At 66.2% G+C, this 15,483-nt stretch carries 15 protein-coding genes; 7 read left to right on the top strand and 8 right to left on the bottom strand.

Features of this window, described 5'->3' with window-relative positions; all coding sequences use genetic code 11:
- Positions 1-87: 87 nt before the first annotated feature.
- Positions 88-1,815: a thiamine pyrophosphate-dependent enzyme gene (locus G341_RS0115730; protein ID WP_018180121.1), complete on the bottom strand. Its 1,728-nt coding sequence runs from the start codon at positions 1,813-1,815 to the stop codon at positions 88-90.
- Between the two features lie 367 nt (positions 1,816-2,182).
- On the opposite strand from G341_RS0115730, the gene G341_RS0115725 reads away from it, so the two are divergent.
- Together G341_RS0115725 and G341_RS0115720 are read left to right on the top strand one after the other, a co-directional pair.
- Positions 2,183-3,100: an alpha/beta fold hydrolase gene (locus G341_RS0115725; protein WP_018180120.1), complete on the top strand. Its 918-nt coding sequence runs from the start codon at positions 2,183-2,185 to the stop codon at positions 3,098-3,100.
- Positions 3,101-3,314: 214 nt separating this feature from the next.
- Positions 3,315-4,316 (top strand): hypothetical protein, encoded by a 1,002-nt coding sequence (locus G341_RS0115720; RefSeq protein WP_018180119.1) that lies wholly within the window; start codon positions 3,315-3,317, stop codon positions 4,314-4,316.
- Here G341_RS0115720 and G341_RS23100 read toward each other — a convergent pair.
- Positions 4,306-5,022: an Rv1352/Rv1906c domain-containing protein gene (locus G341_RS23100; RefSeq protein ID WP_018180118.1), complete on the bottom strand. Its 717-nt coding sequence runs from the start codon at positions 5,020-5,022 to the stop codon at positions 4,306-4,308. The genes G341_RS0115720 and G341_RS23100 overlap by 11 nt on opposite strands.
- A gap of 203 nt (positions 5,023-5,225) precedes the next feature.
- On the opposite strand from G341_RS23100, the gene gdhA reads away from it, so the two are divergent.
- The 3 genes from gdhA (at position 5,226) to G341_RS0115700 (ending at position 8,262) form a co-directional block, all read left to right on the top strand.
- Positions 5,226-6,566, top strand: coding sequence for an NADP-specific glutamate dehydrogenase (gdhA, locus tag G341_RS0115710; RefSeq protein ID WP_018180117.1), 1,341 nt, complete (start codon positions 5,226-5,228; stop codon positions 6,564-6,566).
- Positions 6,567-6,678: 112 nt separating this feature from the next.
- Entirely contained in the window at positions 6,679-7,923 is a 1,245-nt protein-coding gene (locus G341_RS0115705) for an MFS transporter (protein ID WP_018180116.1), read from the top strand.
- A gap of 57 nt (positions 7,924-7,980) precedes the next feature.
- A complete protein-coding gene (locus tag G341_RS0115700; RefSeq protein WP_043451752.1) occupies positions 7,981-8,262 on the top strand; it encodes a GlsB/YeaQ/YmgE family stress response membrane protein in 282 nt (93 codons plus the stop codon).
- An 18-nt stretch (positions 8,263-8,280) separates the two neighbouring features.
- On the opposite strand, the gene G341_RS0115695 is transcribed toward G341_RS0115700, so the two are convergent.
- Positions 8,281-8,709 carry a PPOX class F420-dependent oxidoreductase gene (locus G341_RS0115695; protein ID WP_018180114.1) on the bottom strand — a complete coding sequence of 143 codons (429 nt, stop codon included), beginning with the start codon at positions 8,707-8,709 and terminating at the stop codon, positions 8,281-8,283.
- A 189-nt stretch (positions 8,710-8,898) separates the two neighbouring features.
- Here G341_RS0115695 and rnhA point away from each other — a divergent pair, with 189 nt between their 5' ends.
- Positions 8,899-9,351 (top strand): ribonuclease HI, encoded by a 453-nt coding sequence (rnhA, locus tag G341_RS0115685; RefSeq protein WP_018180113.1) that lies wholly within the window; start codon positions 8,899-8,901, stop codon positions 9,349-9,351.
- Here the strand turns inward: rnhA and G341_RS0115680 are convergent.
- Together G341_RS0115680 and G341_RS0115675 are read right to left on the bottom strand one after the other, a co-directional pair.
- Positions 9,348-11,591 (bottom strand): SulP family inorganic anion transporter, encoded by a 2,244-nt coding sequence (locus G341_RS0115680; protein ID WP_026303746.1) that lies wholly within the window; start codon positions 11,589-11,591, stop codon positions 9,348-9,350. The two genes, rnhA and G341_RS0115680, sit on opposite strands and share 4 nt — an antisense overlap.
- A 67-nt stretch (positions 11,592-11,658) precedes the next feature.
- Positions 11,659-12,537 carry a spermidine synthase gene (locus G341_RS0115675; protein WP_018180111.1) on the bottom strand — a complete coding sequence of 293 codons (879 nt, stop codon included), beginning with the start codon at positions 12,535-12,537 and terminating at the stop codon, positions 11,659-11,661.
- Positions 12,538-12,560: 23 nt separating this feature from the next.
- On the opposite strand from G341_RS0115675, the gene G341_RS0115670 reads away from it, so the two are divergent.
- A complete protein-coding gene (locus tag G341_RS0115670; protein WP_018180110.1) occupies positions 12,561-13,514 on the top strand; it encodes a cobalamin biosynthesis protein in 954 nt (317 codons plus the stop codon).
- Here the strand turns inward: G341_RS0115670 and G341_RS0115665 are convergent.
- From G341_RS0115665 to G341_RS0115655, 3 genes are read right to left on the bottom strand one after another with little or no spacing between them, the layout of a single operon-like run.
- Positions 13,422-14,345 (bottom strand): SURF1 family cytochrome oxidase biogenesis protein, encoded by a 924-nt coding sequence (locus tag G341_RS0115665; RefSeq protein WP_018180109.1) that lies wholly within the window; start codon positions 14,343-14,345, stop codon positions 13,422-13,424. The two genes, G341_RS0115670 and G341_RS0115665, sit on opposite strands and share 93 nt — an antisense overlap.
- On the bottom strand, positions 14,342-14,830 hold the full coding sequence (locus G341_RS0115660) for a low molecular weight protein-tyrosine-phosphatase (protein ID WP_018180108.1): 489 nt from the start codon (positions 14,828-14,830) through the stop codon (positions 14,342-14,344). The genes G341_RS0115665 and G341_RS0115660 overlap by 4 nt, the downstream gene beginning before the upstream one ends.
- The gene (locus G341_RS0115655) at positions 14,823-15,467 is read right to left on the bottom strand and encodes an HAD hydrolase-like protein (RefSeq protein ID WP_043451747.1); all 645 of its coding nucleotides are present in this window, start codon (positions 15,465-15,467) and stop codon (positions 14,823-14,825) included. Before G341_RS0115655 ends, G341_RS0115660 begins: the two co-directional genes overlap by 8 nt.
- Between the last annotated feature and the right edge of the window lie 16 nt (positions 15,468-15,483).

The raw sequence follows: 15,483 nt of genomic DNA, 5'->3' as shown, positions 1-15,483 counted from the left end.
CCGTCCAATCTGCTCGGTCCGGCCGGATGCGGGAGCATTCTGCGGCCGAGCTGATCAAGCTAGCGCTGTAGTCCGACAACCAGCGGACTACTCGCGGCTGCTCAGCGTCTCCTTGGCCTTGGCGATCGCAAAGCCCCATGCCTGGTCGACCGTCGGTGCGGGTGGGAGCGAGATTTCTTCCGGATTGGTGAGGATGTCCAGCAGGACCGGCTTGCGTTGGGTAAGTGCCTCTTTGATCTTCTCGTCAACGTCATCCGGGTCGGTGATCCGAAACGATTCCAGACCCATGGCGCTGGCGACCGCGGCGAGGTCGGGATTGTCGAGCTGGGTGCCGAACTCGGGTAGCCCACCCTGCTCCTGTTCAAGCTTGACCATGCCGAGCCGGCCATTGTTGAACACCACAAACGTGACCGGCAGGTCATAGGTAACCGCGGTGCGCAGGTCGCCGAGCAGCATCATCAACCCGCCGTCGCCGCAGAAGGCTACGACCTGCCGCCCACGGTCGAGCGCCTGGGCCCCGAGCGCCTGCGGCATCGCGTTGGCCATGGACCCCAAGTTGAATGAACCGATCAGCCGGCGCGTGCCACTCATGGTGACGAACCGCGCGAGCCACACCGTGGACATCCCGGTGTCGGAAGTGAAGATCGCATCGTCCGCGGCGTGGCGATCGACCGATGCGGCCACCGACTCCGGCCGGATCAACTCATCCGGGTTGTCGAGGTGCTTGCGGATACGCCCGACCAGCTTCCGATCGTGCGTCGGATCGGTGAGCCGCTGCTGCGCGGTACGCCACAGTTGGTATTCCTTCTGAGACTTGCTCAGGTGCTTGTCGTCCGAGTTGGTACGCAACTTCGGCAGCAGCTCCCGCAACGCGGGCGCGCAGTGCCCGACGAGGGCGGTCCCTACGGACGTGCGTCGACCGATGTGTTCGATCCGGGTATCGAGTTGGATCACCGTCTTGCCGCTCGGGTACCAGTCGCGATACGGGAAATCGGTACCCACCATGAACAGCACGTCACATCGTTCAAGAGCGAGGTTCGCGGCCGGGTTGCCCAACAAGCCCGTTTGGCCGATTTCATAGGGGTTGTCGTGTTCGAGTCCTTCTTTCGCCTTGAGCGTCAACACCATTGGTGCTTGCAATGTTTGGGCGAGCTGCAGGACCTCAGCGCGTGCTTCGCGCGCGCCCATCCCGACCAGGAGAGTGACCTTGTCGGCGGCATTGATGATGTCGACGGTCTCCGTCACCTCTGCCTGGCCCGGAATGATCGTGCGGTCGCGGGCAACGAAGTGTGGATGCGCAGTGCTATTGGGCAGCTTGAGTCCGCCGACGTCGCCCGGAACGGTCAGCACCGCCACTCCTTGGCGCGACACGGCCGCATTCACAGCTTCTTCCAGCAGCTGCGGCATCTGCTCGGCCGATGTCACCGTGGCGCAGAACTCTGCCACGTCGCGAAACACCACGTTGTTGTCTACTTCTTGAAAGAAGTCGCTGCCGATTTCCGGGCTGGGCACCTGACCGCAGATCGCGAGTACTGGCGCATGCGACTTCTTGGCGTCGTACAGCCCATTCAGCAGATGAATCGACCCCGGCCCGACGGTGCCCATGCAGACGCCGATGGTGCCGGTCAGTTGCGACTGTGCGCCGGCCGCGAACGCCGCCACTTCCTCATGCCGGACGCCCATCCACTCAATTCGGTCGTCACGTCGAATCGCGTCGGTTATCGGATTGAGCGCATCGCCCACGACGCCCCAGACATGGGTCACTTCCAAGTCGGCCAAACCCGCAACGATCATTTCGGCGATGGTGGTGGTCACGGTTCGTCTCCTCACGCTTGATCAATTCTGTTGGAGTGGAACGAATTTTGGTGTAGTGCTAGCTGTCGGGCGTCGTCCACGCTGCACGGCCGGCGACGTGTTGTCATGATGCTGGAGTCCCAGACAAAGAATGCGGCCATCGCGTCCAAGCTACTCCGAGCACGTCTTGCGTTACTGCGTATCGAATCCGAGGTGCTCGCCGCGCCTGCCGCGCACACTTCCGCCACCGCACCGGGTGCTGGACGGGACGTGGGGCAGCCGACCGACGATGCGTGGCACGGCATCGGTCGAATTGGGGTGTATCGGTCAAAGCTCGTTTGGACGGTTGTCAAATCCGATGGAGTTAATTCTGTGTCACGCTTATCTCATGATCGATATCGACCGCCCCAAGATCGAGGGTTCGGTGTCCGTCGGCGACGGCCGGCGCATCGGGTTCGCTGAGTTCGGATCCGCTAAGGGGCGGGCTGTCTTCTGGCTGCATGGCACTCCGGGTGCCCGTCGTCAAATCCCGACCGAGGCAAGGCAATTCGGCGAAGATCATCAGCTCCGCATCATCGGTGTCGATCGTCCTGGCGTGGGCGCGTCGACCCCATATCGCTACGAGTCGATCAAAGACTTCGCGCCGGATCTGCTCACGGTGGCCGACACGCTCGGCATCGACAAGTTCGCCGTGATCGGTTTGTCCGGCGGCGGCCCGTACACATTGGCGGTCGCCCATGCGGCGCCGGAGCGGGTGATGGTGGCCGGCGTGCTGGGCGGTGTCGCGCCGCTGGTCGGTTCTGAAGCGGCAGAGGGCGGCTTCCCGCGGCTCGCGCTGTGGACAGCTCCGATGCTGCAGGTGGCCGGCGCGCCGATCGGCAAGGTCGTGAGCTCGTTGCTGAGCGTCGCCCGTCCAGTCGCCGAGCCCGCGATCAGTGTCTACGGTCGACTGTCGCCGCAGGGCGACCGAGAGCTGTTGGCGCGCCCCGAATTTCGTGCGATGTTCCTCGACGACCTGCTGCACGGCGGATCGCGGCGCATGGAGGCGCCGTTCGCCGACGCCATCGTGTTCGCACGCGACTGGGGCTTCAAGGTCAGCGACGTCACGGTCCCGGTCCGCTGGTGGCACGGCGACAAAGACCACATCGTCCCGTTCGCACACGGCGAGCACATGGTGAACCTGCTCCCGGATGCCGAGCTGCACGTGATGCCCGGTGAATCGCACCTCGGCGGCCTGGGCATGGCCACCGACATCCTCACCCACCTGATGGACGTCTGGGACGAGCGCGAAGCCGTCGCCAAGTAGTTCCCGCGTTCCGCGGAACGCCTAAACCCCACCCAGTACGGCATTTCCAACCCTGAAACAGGTGCGGAAATGCCGTATGAGGTGGGGTTTGCGCGGGCACCGGCCGGCGCAATGAGCCGAACGGCCGGCGGGCGCGACCAGCGGCCACCGGCAAGGCAGGTCCGACAAGCCGCGAGGTTTGCGGGGCTCCCGGCAATACGCCAGGCTGGAGCGCATGCCGGACGACACGCATTCAGATCTCGCCCAGCGCCTGCTCGATGCGCAGGTCGAGTTCCATAAGCGGCAACTCCTGGATTCCCGGGAGTTCGAGCAGCTCGTCATCGATGAGGTCGACAGTTATCTCGCCGGCCCGGCCACGATGACGCTGACCGAGTCGATGGATCGGCAGCTGGTCAAGGATGTCGCGCACAAGTACGCGATCCAGGTACCGGTCGAGGGTGCCATCCCCGAGCTGGTGGGGGAGGTTGCCGCCCGGCTGCATGCCCACACGGTCAACGATGAGACCCGGATGGGCGACGTGATCGATGAGCGCCGATTCGGTGAGCTGGCCGGCGCGATAGCCGACCTCGACATCACGCATCGCCTCATCGGCCGGATCCTCGACAGCCCGGTCACCATCGACATCTGCGTCGAGATCATGCAGCGCGCGGTTGATTCCGCCATCGAGTCGGGCGACGTCGACGAAGCTTCGGGACTGCCGGAGAAGTTGCGCCGCGGCACCTCCCGCGCCGTGCAGTCGCTGCGACCGACGATCGACAGTGTCGTCGAGCGCGTGACCCGCACGGGCGCGAAGTTCGTGGTGAAGGGAAATCGTTCCAGCACTGACGATCTGGTGCTCGGAACGGCGAATGAACTGTGGCGCAAGCACAGCGACAGTGCCGTCGGCATTTTCAATGACCTGGTCTCCGAGGGCGATATCGAAGACATCGTCGTGGTCATCTTCGAGTTCTGGCGCGACTTCCGGCATACTGAGTACTTCGGCGCGCTGTTGGACGAGGGCATCGACCATGTCTTCGACAAGTACGGCGACACCGCGCTGGTGGAACTGCTGTCCGAACTCGGGGTGGAGCGGGACGATCTCATCGAGGAAGCGATCCGCTTTGCGCCGCTGGTGATTTCCCGCCTGGACGAGCGTGGTCACCTGGACGGGATGCTGCGCCGACGGGTGGCGCCGTTCTTTGAATCGCCGGAGTTCCGCGCCGCCGTCAGCGGATGAGAGTCCAGGTCCCGCAGTCCTGGCTCTGGAACGCGGCATCCGTACCGGAGATGGTGACCGTTGCCGGGCCGGACGCGTTGTCGTTGGCCAGAATGTCGTCGGTGGCACCGGAGAGCCCGCCGAGCCGAGCCCAGTAGCAGCCGTCGCCGCCATCGGTGGAATAGGTGCCGGGCTCGATCCCCGAGCCGACCATCCACGTGCCGTCGCCGAAGCTGGTGCGCGGTCCCGAGGCGGCGGAACTCGTTGCGCTGCTGCTTGTTCCTGATGACGTGGTGGTCGTGGTGCTCGCGGTGATGGTCGTCGTCTGCGTCTCGGTGGTCGGCTGTGCCTGAACCGTCACGGTCTGGGTGTTGGACGCCGACTTCTTGCTGCTCGACATGCCGGCGGCGCCGAGTACTGCGCCGATCACGAATGCTGCCACCGCAAGCAGGACCCAGGGCCACACGCGTTGCGCCGGCGGTGCGGGAGGCGTCGGCGGTTCTTTGTGCTCGGGTGTCGCCTGCTGCTGCTCGACCCACGATGTCTGGCCGTACGCCTGGTCCTGATGCGCCTGGTCCTGATACCGCGTTTCCTGATATCCCTGGCCCTGGTAGCCCCGGTTGGGGTAGCCGTGGTCCTGATACCCGTGCTGCGGATAGGCCTGCTGCCGGTGCGTCTGCTCGCCGAACTGTCGGGTGCGCCAGTCGCGGTCGTCGTTGCTGGTCATGGGTCCTTCCGTGGCGCGGAAGACCCGGGCCGAGACTGAAAACCGACACCGCATGTTCGCACAACGCAACCGCCTCGGGAAGTGCCGGTCGCCGCCCGCGCGATCAGACCGCTCACAAGACCCCCGGTGACCCGCCGCGGATTGCCGCAATACCGGCATATAGCCTGCCCTTCGGGGCGGTCCGAGGATGCGGAGGTGGCGCGATGGACATCCATTTGCAGGAGCAATACGACGAGGTGCTGCGGCGGAACCCGGGTGAAGCCGAGTTCCATCAGGCGGTGGCCGAGGTGTTCAGCAGCCTCGGCACGGTCGTGGCCAAACACCCGCACTACGCCGACGCCGCGGTGATCTCGCGTCTGTGCGAGCCGGAGCGGCAGATCATCTTCCGGGTACCGTGGACCGACGACAACGGCCGGATCCACATCAACCGCGCCTTCCGCGTCGAGTTCAACTCGGCGCTCGGGCCGTACAAGGGCGGACTGCGCTTTCACCCGAGCGTCTACCTGGGCATCATCAAGTTCCTCGGGTTCGAGCAGATCTTCAAGAACGCGCTCACCGGCCTGCCGATCGGCGGCGGCAAGGGCGGCTCCGACTTCGATCCGAAGGGCCGCTCGGACGGCGAGATCATGCGGTTCTGCCAGTCGTTGATGACCGAGCTCTATCGCCATATCGGCGAATACACCGACGTGCCGGCCGGCGACATCGGCGTCGGCGGCCGCGAGATCGGCTACCTGTTCGGCCAGTACAAGCGCATCACCAACCGATACGAATCCGGTGTGCTCACTGGCAAGGGCCTGTCCTGGGGCGGTTCCCGGGTGCGCACCGAGGCCACCGGCTACGGGACCGTCTACTTCGTCGACGAGATGCTGCGGGCCAGGGGCGAGTCGCTCGACGGCAAGCGCGTCACGGTGTCGGGATCGGGCAACGTCGCGATCTATGCCATCGAGAAGGTGCACGAGCTCGGCGGCACCGTGGTCGCCTGCTCGGACTCCGCCGGATACGCGGTCGATGAGAAGGGTATCGACCTTAATCTGCTCAAGCAGGTCAAAGAGGTTCGGCGCGGCCGGATCAGCGAGTACGCGGACTTGCGGGGCGGGGACGCCTCGTTCGTGGCGGACGGCACGATCTGGGACGTCCCGGCCGACGTCGCGCTGCCGTGTGCGACGCAGAACGAACTCACCGAGGAGGGCGCCCTCGCTCTCGTCAAGGGCGGCTGCCAGGTCGTGGCCGAGGGTGCCAACATGCCGTGCACGCCCGAGGCGACCAAGGTCTTCTCCGGTGCCGGCGTGCTGTTCGCGCCGGGCAAGGCGGCCAACGCGGGCGGCGTCGCGACCAGTGCGTTGGAGATGCAGCAGAACGCCTCGCGCGACTCGTGGTCGTTCGAGTACACCGAGGAGCGGTTAGGCAACATCATGCGCGGCATCCACGATCGTTGTCTGGAAGCCGCCGACGAGTACGGGTCGCCGGGGGACTATCAGTTCGGCGCCAACGTCGCCGGGTTTATCCGAGTTGCGGACGCCATGCTCGCCCTCGGAGTCATCTGACCTGCGACCTCTCCAAACCTGCTGGTCAGCAGGAGTACAGTGATGGTTAGTTGTAAGAATCTAATTAACTGTCAGCGGAGGGTTGGTGTCGGTGCGACTTCCCCAGAGCAGGATGTTCGCGTCGCTGGCCATACGTAATTACCGCATCTACTTCTTCGGCGCTTTCCTCTCGAACATCGGTACCTGGATTCAGCGGGTGGCCCAGGACTGGCTCGTTCTCGAGCTGTCGCACGGCTCGGCCGTAGCGGTGGGCGTGACCACCGCTCTGCAATTCCTGCCCTCGCTGCTGCTCGGACCGTTCGGCGGATTGCTCGCCGATCGGCTCGACAAGCGGTTGCTGCTCTGCGTCACTCAGCTCTGGATGGCCTTGTCGGCGTTGGCGCTCGGGCTGCTGACGGTGACCGGGGTGGCACAGACCTGGCACGTCTACGTGGCCGCATTCGTGTTCGGCATCGGCTCTGCGCTCGACGTGCCGGCCCGGCAGTCCTTCGTCTCCGAGGTCGCCACCCGGGAATTGCTCACCAACGCAATCGGATTGAACTCGACCTCGTTCAACGCGGCCCGGCTGATCGGGCCGGGCGTTGCCGGTCTGATCATCGCGGCCTGGGGCAGCGGCTGGGCGATCCTGACGAATGCGGTCAGCTATCTCGCCATGCTCGGCGCGTTGGCGATGCTGGACCGTCGTGAATTGGATACGCCGACACCGGTGCCGCGTGCGAAAGGGCAACTGCGCGAGGGTTTCCGCTATGTGGCGTCGCGGCCGGATCTGGTCGTCGCGTTGGGCGTTGGCTTCGCGGTCGGCACGTTCGCCCTCAACTTCCAGCTGACCAATGCGGTGATGGTGCGCCAGGCGTTTCACATGGGCGCCGAGTCATATGGCGTACTGGGATCGATCATGGCGATCGGGTCGGTCGTCGGTGCGCTGTATGCGGCGCGTCGCGAGAAGGCGCCCCGCCTGCGGTTCGTGGTCGGTGCGGCAGTGCTTTTCGCGGTCATGCTGGCGATCAGCGGCCTGATGCCCAACTACCTCAGCTATGCGATCAGCCTGCCGCTGGTCGGAGTGGTCGCGCTGACGACGATGACATCGACCAACATGTTCGTGCAGACCAACTGTGAACCGCAGATGCGGGGCCGCGTGATGGCGCTCTACTTCATGGTGCTGATGGGCGGCACCCCGATCGGTTCGCCGCTGATGGGATGGCTGGCACAGGCTTTCGGTCCGCGCGCACCATTGATCGGTGGCGCAATTCTGCAAGTCTTGACGATCGGAATGGTCATTGCGGCGGTGATTCGGCGACATCCGCCGAGCACGGACCGCAATCCGCTTTCTGCCGACAAAACCGACGCTACGGTGTGACCATCCTGCAAAGGCGGGTCAACCTAACTGGGTCAACCTAACAACTAGGGAGTGATCATGATCGGCACCATCATCGGCGCACTGATCGGCGGCATCTTCATTGGCGCGCTGGCTCGACTCGCACTACCCGGCAAGCAGAAGATCGGGTTCCTGTGGACGATGCTGCTCGGCGCGGCGGGCTCGATCATCGGATCGTGGATCTGCTACGCCCTTGGCTACGAGGGCAACGGCGGCTTCCGGTGGATCCCCTTCATCGTCGGCATCGCGGTTGCCGCCGGACTGATCCTCGCGTACATGGCGATCAAGGGCCAAGGCACCCGAACCGACGTGAAGAAATAGCGCCAGTGGCGCTGGCGCTCAACGCAATGTCTGTCCATAGACGCGGTCGACGGACATCACCATGAGCACGCGGCGGTCGTTGACCATCGCTTCGCGGTACTCGTCCCAGTCGGGATGCTCACCGGCTGCGGCGCGGTAATAGTCGACGAGCGCGTTCACCGGGGCACTGTCGATGCTGTCGCCGGGCCCGACCAGTTCGGCCGTGCCTTCGGCGGTGGCCCAGGCCCAACCGTCGGTGCGGGTCGCCTCGATGGACACTCGCGGATCCCGCCGCAGGTTCCGGGTTTTCACGAGGCCCTCGCGCATCGAGACGTAGATCTTGCCGGCGTCGCGGTCGTAGTACGGCGTCACCGGTGACAGGTGCGGACGGCCGTCCGCGAGCAGGGTGGCGAGAATCCCGATGCGGGACTCGGCGAGCAGGGCATGCGCAGCATCGTTGTCGGCCATGTTGGGAGTAACCGGACCGCTCGTCTGCCTGTTCCCGAGTCACCCGTCAACCTGTGGTTGACGATGCCAACGCGACCGAGGACTACATCGAGAAGGTGCTGTCCCAGCTCAAGGCCGGCCCGCCCATCGGCTGACGCGCTCGCCGGAGGCCCGAGCCGCCGAGTGCGGCTCGGGCGATAAGGTTCTCGCGTGTCTGACGCAGCTCCTGAAGTCGAGATCTACACCGACGGCGCCTGCCTGGGAAACCCGGGCCCGGGCGGCTGGGGCGCGGTGCTGATGCACCCCGCCAAGGAGACCGAGATCTACGGCGGCGAGAAGAACACCACCAACAACCGGATGGAGCTCACCGCCGCGATCGAGGCGCTCAAGATACTCAAACGTCCTGTGCCGGTTCGTATCTATACCGACAGCAGCTACGTCCGCAACGGTGTCACCAAGTGGGTGGCCGGCTGGAAGGCCAATGGTTGGCGCACCGCCGCCAAGGCCCCGGTGAAGAACCAGGATCTCTGGGAGCAGCTGGACGAGCTCGCCGGACAACACGATATCGACTGGCAGTGGGTCAAGGGCCACGCCGGTAACGAGGGCAACGAGCGCGCGGATGCGTTGGCGGGCAAGGGCGCGCGGGAAGCCGCCGACGGCTAGACCTGCGTGGCCGCTCCCGTCTCGATGCCGGCCGCGGTGACCTCGATGACCCGTGCCGACGCGATGTCGAAGAACATCCCGGAGACCCGGATCCGGCCGTCGGCCACGGCCGGTGCGACGAGCGGATGCTGCTGCAGCTTCTCGACCTGCAGCGCCACGTTGACGATCGCCAGTTGATCGGCGTCGCCATAGCCGGCTGCAGATGCGCTGCGACGGGCCGGGTGACCCGAGTGGTAGGCATGCAAGCTCGGCTCGCCATGCGCCAGCCAGCCGCTCAGCGCGGAGTCGTCCAGCCCGCCGTCGGGTGCCTGCAGCAGCGCGTTCATCGCCCCGCAGGACGAATGCCCGCACACCACAACCGAACTCACGCGAAGCTCCTCGACGGCGAACTGCAGTGAGGCATCGACGGACGTGTCCGGGTGGGTCGCGTCGGGCACCAGATTGCCGACGTTGCGCACGGTGAACAGGTCGCCGGGACCGCTCGCCGTGATCACGTTGGGCACGATCCGCGAGTCGGCGCAGGTCAGGAAGAGCGAATGCGGATTCTGCGAGGTGGTCAGCGATTCCAGATGCGGGCGCAGGTCGTCGGCGATGTTCTGGTGGTAGTGGTCGACCGCCGTGCTGAGCGGCTGTGGATCGCCCTGCTGCCAGGAATCGGCCTGCCATGACTTGGCCCGCCAGGGGGTGAGCGACGACGACCGCTGAGTGTGCCGCTTGGGTGGCGCCGCCGGCGCATGCTCGAGCCGGGCGCGCCCGGTCTCTTCGATGTGCACCGATCCGCCCGACGCCTCATGCGCCCACTTCCAGCTCTCGATCATCTCCGAGGCGGCATGGTCGAGGAAGTCGGTGTCCAGCGACATCGTCACGTGTGCGCCGGCCGGCACCGCGGTGAGGGTCTTGTTCAGCCGGGGCAGCGACAGGAAGCTCAGCGATCCGTGGATGGCGACGCGCCACTGGCGCGAGCCCTCGGTGCCGAACGGCTCGACGCGCATCTCGGCTCGCACCACCCGCCACACGACGATCGCGATGGCCAGGGTCAGTCCGATCGCCACGCCCTCGAGAAGGTTCAGGAAGACGACCGCGACCAGGGTCACGACGTAGACGGCGAGGTCGCCGGTCGTGCGGGCCAGCCGCATATGCGCGAGCTTGACCAGCTGAATGCCGATGACCACCAGCAGACCGGCCAGCGCGGCCTTCGGGATCTGCTCGACGGCGGCGGTCAGGACGACCGCGAACAGCAGCACCCACACGCCGTGCAGGATCGATGACGCCCGCGTCCGCGCGCCGGCCGCGACATTGGTGGACGACCGCACGATGACGCCGGTGACCGGCAGCCCGCCGAGCATGCCCGACACGGTGTTGGCGGCGCCCTGACCGATCATCTCGCGGTCGAAGTTGGTTCGCGGACCGGTGTGCATCTTGTCGACGGCGACCGCCGACAGCAGCGACTCGACACTGGCGATCAGCGCGATGGTGAGGATGCCCATCGCCACCGCACCCCAGTTGCCGCTCGGCAGCTCGGGTAGCGCAATGGCGTCGAAGAAGTTGCCGGTCAACGAGATTCGCTCGGCGTTCAGCGAGAACAGCATGGTGACGGCCGTCGCCGCCACGATCGCGACCAGGGGCCCGGGGATGGTCCGCACGCGCGTCGCCCACCGGTGGGAGGTGAGCCTCGGCAGCACGAACTGCCAGACCAGCAGGATGCCGATCACGATGCCTCCTACCAGTACGTCCGGACCGTGGATCCGGGTCAGCTGGTCGGGCAGTTCCTTGATGTTCTCGATCGCCGAACTCGCGGACGTGCCGCCGAGCAGGACGTGCACCTGCTGCAGCGCGATCGTGACGCCGATGCCGGCGAGCATCGCATGCACCACCACGGGCGCGATCGCCAGCGCGGACTGCGCGATGCGGCTGAGGCCGAAGAGGATCTGCAGGAGTCCCGCGCCGACGGTGATCAGGCAAGTGACCTTCCAGCCGACCGAGTTCACGAGTTCGGCGACGACCACGGTCAGCCCGGCCGCGGGGCCGCTGACCTGGAGCGGCGAGCCGCCGATGGCGCCGGCGACGATGCCGCCGACGACGGCGGCAATCAGGCCCGCCATGACGGGGGCACCGGAGGCGATCGCGATTCCCAGTGACAGCGGCAGCGCCACCAGGAACACCACCAGGGAGGCGGGCAAGTCGTATCTGGCTATCGCTTTGAATCGGTCAAGGTCAGTGAACGTGCTGGTACGGGGCATACCATCGAAAAGTACGGGGCAATTATTAAAGAAATATTAAATTGATTTCCAAGTGTGAGTAAAAGCACTATTCGGTCGCGCGGAGATGTCGCGCGGCCGCCGCGGCCAGATCGGCGTCACGCCCTGGTGAGGCGGCTTTCGCGAAGGCCCGGGCCTCGTCGTTCAGCAGTAGTTGTGCGGGAGTGCTGCCGCCCAGCAGATTGCGCGCGATCAGCGGGGACTGGCCCAGGCGCGCGTCGCTGCCGGCGATCACCACGTTCCCGCGACGTCGTCCCTTGAGCATGGCCGAATCGGCGATGATCGCCAGGTTCTCGAAGGCGTCGCCGATCGTCGCGGCCTCGCTGCGTGCGACCCGGAGGTCCGGGGCATCGCCGCAGTTGATCACATACAGCCCGTCGGGGGAGAGCACGCGCCGGACGGCGGCGACGAACTCAACCGTCGTCATCCGGGACGGGGTGAACATGCCGTCGAATACGTCCCGCAGCACGACGTCGCGTGAGTCGGCGCTCAGCGATTCGACGACCTCGCGCGCATCGCCGACGCGGATGCGGAGAAAAGGTGAGCGTGGCAGATCGAACCAGTCGCGGACGTAGGTGGCCAGCGCGCCGTCGATCTCGACGGCGACCTGTCGGGCCTGCGGATGGACCGACGCCAGATAGCGCGCCATGGTGCAGGCCGCGCCGCCCAGATGCAGGGCACGCAGCGACTCGTCGTCCCGGATGCGCTCGTCGATGAGCTCGGCGAACCAGCGCATGTACTCGAACTCGAGTACTTGCGGATCGTCGTGGATATGGCTGCTCTCGACGCCGTTGATCTTCAGCAAATACCCGGTGTCGTCGCGGACCAGCTCGCAGAAGCCGGTGTCGATGTCGAACCGACCACCGATCGTCGGCGTCCCGTCGGTCCGGCCGCCGTCGTTCCGGTCGTGGCGGTGTCGCTTGCCCATTGCGGTAATCGTACGGTGAGCGGGTGCGCATTCTGACGAGCACGGCTGCCGGCCTGCTACTGGGCTACGCGGCCGATCGGCTGCTGGGAGACCCCGCGCGGTGGCATCCGGTGGCCGGCATGGGCCGCGCGGCGGCTGCGCTCGAATCACGTTGTTACGCAGACTCGCGCGCGCGGGGCGCCGCGTTCACCGCGGTATTGGTCGGCGGCGCGGCCGGGATCGGGTGCCTGCGACCGCGTTCGGTTCCGCTGATCGCGCTGGCCACGTGGACCGCGCTCGGCGGTTCGTCGTTGATCGCGATGGGCGAGCGGGTCGCCGACGCGGTGTCGGCCGAGGATGTCGAGGCGGCCCGCGCTCTGATTCCGTCGCTCTGCGGGCGCGATCCGCAGAGTCTGGATGCCGACGGAATCATCCGTGCGGCAACCGAATCGATCGCCGAGAACACCTCGGATGCCGCGGTGGCTCCGCTGCTGTGGGGTGCGGCGCTGGGCGTGCCGGGCCTGCTCGGCTATCGCATGGCCAACACGCTGGATGCCATGGTCGGCTACCGCAATGAACGCTATTCCCGGTTCGGTTGGGCCAGTGCGCGATTGGACGATCTGCTGAACTACCTGCCGGCCCGGTTCAGCGGCCTGGCAGTGATCGCCGCGGGCGGCGGCGCGAATGCCTGGGTCGCCTGGCGACGCGACGCGGCGGGGCATCCGAGCCCGAATGCCGGTGTCGTCGAGGCGTCGTTCGCGGGGGCGCTTGGGGTGCGGCTGGGCGGCGAGACCGTCTACCCGCATCGCGTGGAGATGCGGCCGTACCTGGGTGCGGGCGACCCGCCCGCGGTGGGCGATCTGCGCAATGCCGTGCGGCTGTCACAGCGGGTGCAGTTGATGACGCTAGCGGCCGTAACGGTCGGCCAGCTTGCGTTGCGCATTCTCCGTCGAGCCCGTCGTGTCGGCGCCGTCGCCGATGCGGGCGATCGACTCTGAGCCGCCGAGGCCTTCGGTCGATTCCGCCGTCAGCGTGGCGCGGGCCTGCTTGGCCTTGGCGCGCAGGGGCTCTCGCGGCTCGGATGTGCCGGTGGCGGCCTGTCGGCGCCGGTGCCGGACCTCGGACCAGATGAAGTAGCCCAACCCGAGTGGGGCCATGATGCCGAACGCGATCCATTGCAGGCCGTAGGAGAGGTACGGTCCCGAATCGATCTGCGGCAGTGGCAGTTCGCCCAGCGCCCCGGGCTGATTCGCCACTTCTTCGACATAGAAGTTCGGGATCGTCAGGCCGACCGTCTCGCCGATGCGCGGCGGGTCGATCGAATACACCTGCAGCACTCCGGATTCGGTGCGCGGGCCGCGTCCGGGGGCGGTGCCCTCGGGTTGTCGCAACCGCCCGACGATGCTGACCTCGCCGGTCGGCGGGGGAGTGATCGCGGGCAGGGCCGTGCCCTCGGTGGGCCGCACGAAGCCGCGGTTGATCATGTAGGTGTGTCCGTCGCTGGCCGCCAGCGGCGTCAGTACCTCGTAGGCAGGATTGTCCTCGACCGAACGCAGTCGCACGACGGACTGCTTGTCAGGCAGGAACGTGCCGGTGACGGTGACCGGTCGCCATTCTGTGTCCTTGTTGAACGTGCCGTTCACGAGTTGGTCGATCGGCACCGGCGCGCGGTTGCTGGAGTGCTGGATCATGTCGATCTGCTTGCTGGTGCGGGTGTTCTTGCCCAGTTGCCAGGGGGCCAGGATCCAGAAACAGGCGCCCGCGAACGCCACCACGACCACGAGCAGCAGCAGCCACTGTGGTCGCAGGAATCCGCGGATCAACTTCATTCGTCCAGCTTATCGACCGTCCATCGGAGCAGCCCGGGCACGGCTGCCTCGATCTCCCGGCGCACCCGTGCGAAGTCGTCCTGATCGCCGTTGTACGGGTCATCGATGTCCAAATAGGGCCCTGCGTCTGGATCGAAGCTTCGCAAAAGGCGCACCCGCTCGTCGTCGGCGCCCATGATCGAGAGATGGCGCAGATGTCCCCAGTCCATCGCGAGCAGTAGATCGGCGTCCAGATGCTGCGGGCCGGCCTGCGCGGCTACGTGATCGGTGGGGTAGCCGGCGGTCGCCAGCTCGGCGCGGGCGCGTCGGTCGGCCGGCTGACCGATGTGCCACGGCCCGGTGCCGCATGAATCCACGCGCACCCGGTCGGCGAGGCCGGCGTCGGCGATGGCCTGCCGGAAGATGTTCTGACCCATCGGCGACCGACAGATATTGCCGGTGCATACGAAGCAGATGTGCAGGGTCCGGCCGGTGGGGTCAGGCATCGAGCAATTCTCGCAGATCATCGACCGTGTCCAGGGTCCACCGGGCGCCATCGGATTCGTCGCCGACCGCGTAGCCCCACCGCACGTATGCCGTGGGAATGTCGAACTTCCCCGCGCCCTCGACGTCGTGCGAGCGATCGCCGATCATCACGTACGGGCCCGGGACCTGCGCAATCGCATGCTCGACCACCTGATGTTTGGCGGCCCGCGTCATGTCGTCGCTGGCGCCGGCGATCACCGTGAAGTACTGCTCGATGCCGAAATGCTTCAGGATCAGGCGGGCGCTGTTCTCGTTCTTCGATGTCGCGATCGCTAAGGTGCGGCCGCGGGCGTGCAGATCGCGGACCAGGGCGTCCATCCCGGCGAATATCACGTTCTCGCGCCAGCCGACGTCTACATACCGTGAGCGATACGCACGAAATGCCTGCTGCGCGGCGTCCTCGTCCAGCAGGCAGCGCAGGGTCTCGAGCATCGGCGGCCCGGCGATCGCCTCCACGATGTGATCGGGCGGCTTCGGGGCGCCCACCTGCCGCAGGCAGTACCGGAACGAGTTCGCGATGCCCTCGAACGAGTCGGCGATGGTGCCATCCAGGTCGAATAGCAGCGTGGTCGCCGGGTCGGCGGGATCGGAGAGCATGGCCACCACCGTAGGC

It is taken from the genome of Jongsikchunia kroppenstedtii DSM 45133, assembly GCF_000380485.1.
In the GTDB taxonomy this organism is placed as follows: Bacteria; Actinomycetota; Actinomycetes; order Mycobacteriales; family Mycobacteriaceae; genus Jongsikchunia; species Jongsikchunia kroppenstedtii.
Note: the sequence above shows the minus strand (reverse complement) of the source record. Positions and strands in the feature narration are given on the sequence as shown.